Source organism: Streptomyces sp. NPDC002754 (genome assembly GCF_053592315.1).
On sequence record NZ_JBSFVM010000069.1, the window covers coordinates 1 to 7013 of the forward strand.

5 protein-coding genes and 2 pseudogenes are annotated in these 7013 nt (G+C 69.6%); 5 read left to right on the forward strand and 2 right to left on the reverse strand.

All coding sequences use genetic code 11. The features are described 5' to 3' along the window. The 4 genes and pseudogenes from ACWD2L_RS40660 to ACWD2L_RS40675 all read left to right on the forward strand — a co-directional run. Positions 1 to 448: pseudogene (locus ACWD2L_RS40660) on the forward strand (glycine/betaine ABC transporter ATP-binding protein); the annotation flags it as partial. Continuing rightward, positions 441 to 3050 (forward strand): ABC transporter permease/substrate binding protein, encoded by a 2610-nt coding sequence (locus ACWD2L_RS40665; protein ID WP_351345678.1) that lies wholly within the window; start codon positions 441 to 443, stop codon positions 3048 to 3050. The pseudogene ACWD2L_RS40660 and the gene ACWD2L_RS40665, both read left to right, overlap by 8 nt. A gap of 188 nt (positions 3051 to 3238) precedes the next feature. After that, positions 3239 to 3826 (forward strand): helix-turn-helix domain-containing protein, encoded by a 588-nt coding sequence (locus ACWD2L_RS40670; RefSeq protein WP_351345675.1) that lies wholly within the window; start codon positions 3239 to 3241, stop codon positions 3824 to 3826. Between the two features lie 10 nt (positions 3827 to 3836). Beyond that, positions 3837 to 4559: a helical backbone metal receptor gene (locus tag ACWD2L_RS40675; protein WP_351345672.1), complete on the forward strand. Its 723-nt coding sequence runs from the start codon at positions 3837 to 3839 to the stop codon at positions 4557 to 4559. A 168-nt stretch (positions 4560 to 4727) separates the two neighbouring features. Here the strand turns inward: ACWD2L_RS40675 and ACWD2L_RS40680 are convergent, their stop codons facing one another. Continuing rightward, positions 4728 to 5855, reverse strand: coding sequence for a TDT family transporter (locus tag ACWD2L_RS40680; protein ID WP_351345669.1), 1128 nt, complete (start codon positions 5853 to 5855; stop codon positions 4728 to 4730). A 70-nt stretch (positions 5856 to 5925) separates the two neighbouring features. Here ACWD2L_RS40680 and ACWD2L_RS40685 point away from each other — a divergent pair, with 70 nt between their 5' ends. Beyond that, positions 5926 to 6861, forward strand: coding sequence for a LysR family transcriptional regulator (locus ACWD2L_RS40685; protein ID WP_351345666.1), 936 nt, complete (start codon positions 5926 to 5928; stop codon positions 6859 to 6861). Between the two features lie 66 nt (positions 6862 to 6927). On the opposite strand, the pseudogene ACWD2L_RS40690 reads toward ACWD2L_RS40685, so the two are convergent. Then, positions 6928 to 7013 (reverse strand): annotated as a pseudogene (locus ACWD2L_RS40690) (3-hydroxyacyl-CoA dehydrogenase family protein); the annotation flags it as partial.

Sequence of the window (7013 nt, forward strand, 5' to 3'; positions counted from 1 at the left end):
CATCGCGGTCATGCGTGACGGTCGCATCGTCCAGATCGGTTCGGCCGAGGACATCCTCGTCACGCCGGCCAACGACTACGTGGCCTCCTTCACCCAGGACGTCGACCGCTCCCGCGTGCTCAGCGCGAGCGCGATCATGGCCGACGTCGAGGACGGGTACCGGCTGGCCGACGCCCCGGCGAAGGTCCACCAGGACGCGCCGATCATCGACCTCTTCACGCCCTGCTCGCAGAGCGAGATACCCGTCGCCGTCGTCAACGACGAGGGCGAACTCCAGGGTGTGGTGCCGCGCGAGCGGCTGCTGGCCGTGCTCGGCGAGCCGATGAAGACCGTCGAGAACGGTACGAACGGTGAGGCAACCGGCCTCACGAAGGACAAGAAGGACGCCGTCCAGTCGCCGCGTGGCGAGGGCGACGAGCCGGCGGAGAAGGTGAATGCCGGTGCCTAGGATTCCCTTTGGTGACTGGGTCAACAGCGTCGTCCAGTGGATGCTGACCCACCTCGACTGGCTGTTCGGCTTCTTCGAGAGCATCTTCAACGGTGTCTACGACGGCCTGAGCGACGTTCTGCAGGCGCCCGAGCCGCTCCTGCTGGCAGGCATCTTCGCCGTGATCGCGTTCTGGCTGCGCGGCACGCTCGGCGGTGTACTGACCTTCATCGGGTTCTGGTTCATCCAGAACCTTGAACTGTGGGACGACGCGATGCTGACGCTGTCGCTCGTCCTCGTGTCGACGATCATCGCTCTGATCATCGGCGTGCCGCTCGGTATCTGGGCGGCCCGCTCCAACCGGGTCAGCAATCTGTTCCGTCCGGTCCTCGACCTGATGCAGACGCTGCCGGCGATGGTCTACCTGATCCCCGCGATTCTGTTCTTCGGCTCGGGTGCCCCGGCCGGTATCGTGGCGACGCTGATCTTCGCGGTGCCGCCGGGCGTGCGCATGACCGAGCTGGGTATCCGGCAGGTCGACAAGGAGCTGGTGGAGGCCGCCGACGCGTTCGGCACCAAGCCCAGCAACACGCTGTGGCGTGTGCAGCTGCCCCTCGCGCTCCCGACGATCATGGCCGGTGTCAACCAGGTCATCATGCTGGGCCTGTCGATGGCCGCGATCGCGGGCATGGTCGGCACCGGCGGACTCGGTGGCTCGGTCAACGAGGCCATCGGCCAGCTGAACGTGGGTCTGGGTGCCGAGGCCGGTATCTCCATCGTGATCCTGGCGGTCTACCTGGACCGCATGACCAGCTCGCTCGGTCAGCAGGTCTCGCCGCTCGGCCGCCGCGCGCTCAACAAGCTGCGGGCCGCGCACGGCCTGAAGATCTGGTCGTACCGTCCCCGCCCGGCGGTCGCCGTGGTCGGTGTCGTCGTCCTCGCGCTCGTCGCGGGCGGCATGGGCATGTTCGGCCAGACCAGCACCGGCGGTTCCCCGACCGCCGATGCCACGAATGTCGGCCAGGGCAAGAAGATCTCCATCGGCTACATCCCGTGGGACGAGGGCGTCGCCTCGACGTTCCTGTGGAAGGAGATCCTCGAGCAGCGCGGCTTCGACGTCGAGACCAAGCAGTTCGACGCCGGCCCGCTCTACACCTCGCTCGCCGACGGCAGTGTCGACTTCCAGACCGACTCGTGGCTGCCGACGACGCACGAGCAGTACTGGAAGAAGTACGGCAAGCAGCTCGAGGACCTGGGTTCCTGGTACGGCCCGACCTCCCTCGAACTGGCCGTTCCTTCGTACATGAAGGACATCAAGTCCATGGAGGACTTGAAGGGCCAGGCGGACAAGTTCGGCGGCAAGATCACCGGCATTGAGGCCAGCGCCGGTGAGATGCAGCTGCTGAAGAGCAAGGTCCTCAAGGAGTACGGCCTCGACAAGGAGTACAAGGTCGTCGACAGCTCCACGCCGGCGATGCTGGCGCAGCTGAAGCGTGCCTACGCCGCGAAGAAGCCGGTCGTCGTGCCGCTGTGGTCGCCGCACTGGGCGTACAACGACTACAAGCTCACCAAGCTCAAGGACCCCAAGGGTGCCTGGGGCAAGGGCGACGGGGTGCACTCGCTGGCCCGCAAGGGCTTCGGGAAGGACTTCCCCGAGGTCAACAAGTGGGTCAAGAACTTCAAGATGACCGAGAAGCAGCTCACGAGTCTTGAAGCCGAGATCAACAAGGTCGGCAAGGGCAAGCAGCAGGACGCCGTCAAGGCGTGGCTGAAGAAGAACCCGGGCGTCGTCAACAAGGTGGCCCCGGTCAAGCAGTCGACTCCGGCCGAGGCCAAGCGCCCCGTGAACGTCGCCTGGTTCCCCTGGGACGAGGACATCGCGGTCACGCACCTCTGGAAGAACGTTCTGGAGAAGAAGGGCTACAAGCTCAACCTCAAGCAGATGGACGTCGGCCCGGTCTACACCGGCCTCGCCAGTGGTGACCTCGACGTCAACTTCGACGCCTGGCTGCCGCACGCCCAGTCCAACTACTGGGACAAGAACAAGAACAACCTCAAGGACCTGGGCAGCTGGTACAGCCCGACCTCCCTTGAAGTCTCTGTTCCGTCCTACGTGAAGGGCATCAAGTCCTACGAGGACCTGAAGGGCAAGTCGAAGCTCTTCGACGGCAAGATCATCGGTATCGAGGCCGGTACCGGCGAGATGAGCCTGCTGAAGAAGGACGTGCTCCCGGCCTACGGCCTGGACAAGGAGTACAAGGTCGTCGACGGCTCCACGCCGGCGATGCTGGCGCAGCTGAAGCGCGCGTACGCCAAGAAGGAGCCGATCGCGGTCGTGCTCTGGTCGCCGCACTGGGCGTACAACGACTACAAGCTGACCAAGCTCAAGGACTCGAAGAAGGCGTGGGGTCCGGGCGACAAGATCCGCACCATCGCCAACAAGGAGTTCCCCAGCAAGTACCCGCAGCTCACGAAGTGGTTCAAGAACTTCAAGCTGAGCGAGAGCGAGCTGGCGAGCCTGGAGTCCGAGATCACGAAGCAGGGGCAGGGGCACGAGGAGGCAGCCGTCTCCACGTGGCTCAAGAGCCACCAGGACGTCGAGCAGCGGATGACCGCTTCCTGACCGACCGCTTCTTGACCGCCTTCTGAGGCGTGACCGACCGTGAGGGGCGGGTTCCCGAGAGGGAGCCCGCCCCTCACGGCGTTTCCCGCGCTCACATGAAACCGCGGGGTGAACATGCGTAGGGTGCATTCAAACGAATCGGGCACAAGAAGAACCGGGCGCATGAACGGTGGGAGGGAGCGGAAGTCGTGGACGAACACAAGGAATCACTTCGCGTGGGCGCGGCCGTCCGCCGTCGTCGCCGTTCCCTCGAACTGACCCTGGCGGCCGTCGCCGAGCGCAGCGGACTGTCCGTGCCGTTCCTCAGCCAGGTCGAGAACGAGCGGGCGCGGCCCAGCCGCCGCTCCCTGGAGAAGGTCGCCGACGCGCTCGGTACCACCGCCGTCGAGCTCCTCGCCGCCGCCGACCCCGCCCACACCGTGGACCTGGTGCGCGCGGACGACACCTCGGTGGAGAGCGGTACCCCTGAGAACGCGGAGGGGTTCGTCGTACGGTCCCTGGTCCGCGGCCACCACCAGATGCACGCCCAGGAGTTCGTCGGCGACCACGATCCGGGCCGCGAGTTCCAGCTCCGCAACGACGTGCTGATGCATGTGACCCAGGGCGCGGTCGAGGTCGAGGCGGAGGGGCGCGCGTACCGGCTCGTCCGCGGGGACACCCTGTACCTGACCGGCGGTGTGCGGCACCGGTGGCGGGCGACCGTGCCGGACGCGCGCGTGGTCGTCGTGGCGGTCGCCGAGCACATCGACGCGGTCGACGAGCCGGGCCCGAAGTAGGCCCGCCGCCGTGCGTGTCGTCTCGCTCGTGCCGTCCCTGACGGAATCGGTCGCCGTGACGCTCCCCGGGGTGCTCGTCGGCGCGACCGACTGGTGCGCCCATCCGGCGGGTCTCGACGTGGCCCGGATCGGCGGCACCAAGAACCCCGACGTCCGGGCGGTTCTCGCGCTGCGTCCGGACCTCGTCGTCGCCAACGAGGAGGAGAACCGGCCGGCCGACATCGCCGACCTGCGTGCGGCGGGCGTCGAGGTGCTCGTCACCGAGATACGTGAACTGCCGCAGGCTCTACGGGAGTTGGACCGGGTGCTGCGGGCGTGCGGGGTGGTGGCGCGGCCGCGGTGGCTGGACGAGGCGGAGGCCGCCTGGGCCCAACTCCCCGCGCCCGGACGCCGGTCGACGGGCGTCGTGCCGATCTGGCGGCGGCCGTGGATGGTGCTCGGCCGGGACACCTTCGCCGGGGACCTCCTGGCCCGGGTCGGCGTCGACAACGTGTACGCGGGCCACGCGGAGCGCTATCCGCGCGTCACCCTCGACGAAATCCGCGCCCGGAACCCGGACGTGGTGATCCTCCCGGACGAGCCGTACCGCTTCACGGCGGACGACGGCCCGGAGTGCTTCGAGGTGCCGACCGCACTCGTCAGCGGCCGCCATCTCACGTGGTACGGACCGTCGTTGGCGGAGGCGGCGGGGGTGCTGGCCCACCTGAGCCGCTCAAGCCCCTGCGGCGATTGAGCAGGCCTTTTCGGGCGTCGGCGGCGTTTGCGGCACGGGGGACCGTCCGCCGCCCTCGGGGCTCCGCCCCGGACCCCGCGCCTCAAACGCCGGCGGGGCTTGAAGGGTCAGGCGCTGGCGGGGCTTGAAAGGGTCAAGCGCCGGCGGGGCTGGGTCGGCCGACCGGCATCAGCACGGCGCTGCGAGGAGCCGGCCGGCGAAGACTCCGCACAGCGTGCGGACCGCGGCGATCGCCCAGACCGCCACCAACCCCACGTAGAGGACCACCGCAAGCCCATCGAACACCGCGAGCCCGGTGTGCTTGCCCAGGCCCTCCGCCCCCGTCACACACGTCCCGACGGGAAACGTGAACGCCCACCACGTCATCCCGAACCCCATCCCCCGGCGGCACGCCCTCCGCACCATCGCGAGGGCAAGCCCCAGCCACATCAGGGCGAACCCCATCACCGGAACCCCGTACAGGACGGCGAACGCGGTGAAACCGTGCGCGTACGAGGCGGGGAGCACGCCACCCGCGACGTCGGCGAACTTGTTGGCCGCGGTCGTCGACTGGCCGAGCGGACCGAGCACGAGGAACAGTGTCGGGGTCAGCAGCACCGGCAGCGGGCCCGCCGTGACGAGCCGCGCGAAGATCACCGGCAACATGACCAGGGTCGCGAGCAGGCTGAGGCCGAACATGGCGTAACAGGCGAACAGCAGGGTCTGCTGTGCCTGTCCGGCCGGCAGGTGCGGCAGCAGCAGCGGGCCCACGGCCGCGGACACCATCGGCGCGACGACCGGCAGCAGCCACACCGGCGAGGCGTCCTCGGCGGCGATGCGATGGCGGACCACCATCAGATACGGGATGGCGACCGCCGCGACGAGTCCAATGACCGTGCCGGCCACGAACAGCACGACGTCCACGGTGATCGCCGCCCGGACACCGATCCAGTCCTGCCCCACGAGCACCGTGCCCGCGCCCACCGCGAGGAGCGCCATCGACAGGCAGCCGTAGAACGGCGCGGCCGTCGGGTCGAGCAACTGTTCCCTGGCCCGGTCGCGGTGGTGCGTCCAGTGCAGGGCGCGGGCGCCGAGGAGGACGAGCAGCAGCACGAACGACAGGGCCCACACCACCGTGAGGCCGGTGCGCAGGCCTGCGAGGTGTACGGGCAGCGTGGCGCCCGCGTTGGCGATGATCGCGGTGCCCATGACGGAGGCGTACCAGTTGGGGCCGAGTTGCCTCACGGCGGCGCGGACGCCGGAGGCGGGGGAGGGGACGGGACGGGAACGGGGTGTGGGTTGGGCGGCAGTGACCATGGACCTACGGTCCCGCCGGGCATCGGCCCCCACCAGGGACTCTCTCGCTATGAGCGCATAACCTGGCCTTATGAGCCAGGAGCGGACAGGGATCACGGAGCAGGCGCCGGACGCGGGGCTCGCGCACCGCGTGCCCGAACTCGGCGCGTTGCAGCTGCTGCTCGCGGTGGCCCGGCTCGGCAGCCTCGGCGCGGCCGCCCGCGCCCTCGGCATCACGCAGCCCGCCGCGAGCAGCCGGATCCGGTCGATGGAGCGGCAGCTCGGGCTCGCCCTCGTCGACCGTTCGCCGCGCGGCTCGCGGCTCACCGACAGCGGGGCGCTCGTCACGGACTGGGCGCGGCCCATCGTGGAGGCGGCCGAGCAGTTCGACGCGGGGGCGTCCGCGCTGCGGGACCGGCGGGACTCGCGGCTGCGGGTGGCGGCGAGCATGACGATCGCCGAGTATCTGCTGCCGCGCTGGCTGATCGCGCTGCGCGCGGAGCGGCCCGACACGGCGGTTTCGCTGCTCGCGGGGAACTCGACGGCGGTCGCGGAGCGGCTGCTCGGAGGCGAGGCGGACCTCGGGTTCGTGGAAGGGCGCACGGTTCCCGCGGGGCTCGACTCCGCGGTCATCGCGCACGACCGGCTGATCGTGGTGACGGCGCCGGGGCATCCGTGGGCGCGTCGCCGCAAGCCGCTGGCCGCGGGGGAGCTGGCCGTTACCCCGCTCATCCTGCGGGAGGAGGGGTCGGGGACGCGGCAGGTGCTGGACGCGGCGCTCGGCGGGTTGGCGCGGCCGTTGATCGAGTTGTCGTCGACGACGGCGGTGAAGTCGGCGGCGGTGAGTGGGGCGGGGCCCTCCGTGTTGAGCGAGTTGGCGGTGGGGGAGGAGTTGGCCTCGCGGCGGCTGGTGGAGATTCCGTTGGAGGGGGTGGGGTTGGCGAGGGAGTTGCGGGCGGTGTGGCCCACGGGGCACCTGCCGGTGGGGCCTGCGCGTGACCTGCTGTCGCTGACCCGTTCCGGGTGAGCGCGGCGCCGGGGTTGCGGACTCGGGGCGCTGCCCCGGACCCCGCTGCTCGATCGCCGCAGGGGCTCCGAAGCCCAGCTTGCAGGCGACGTCGATGTCCTCGGCGGTGGCGACCCCCGACTCGTACAGCTTCGCGGCCTCGACGACGAGGG

Coding starts and splice junctions, on each gene's coding strand:
- ACWD2L_RS40685 (WP_351345666.1), top strand. CDS start 5,926: ATGAGCCAGGAGCGGACAGGGATCACGGAGCAGGCGCCGGACGCGGGG.
- ACWD2L_RS40680 (WP_351345669.1), bottom strand. CDS start 5,855: ATGGTCACTGCCGCCCAACCCACACCCCGTTCCCGTCCCGTCCCCTCC.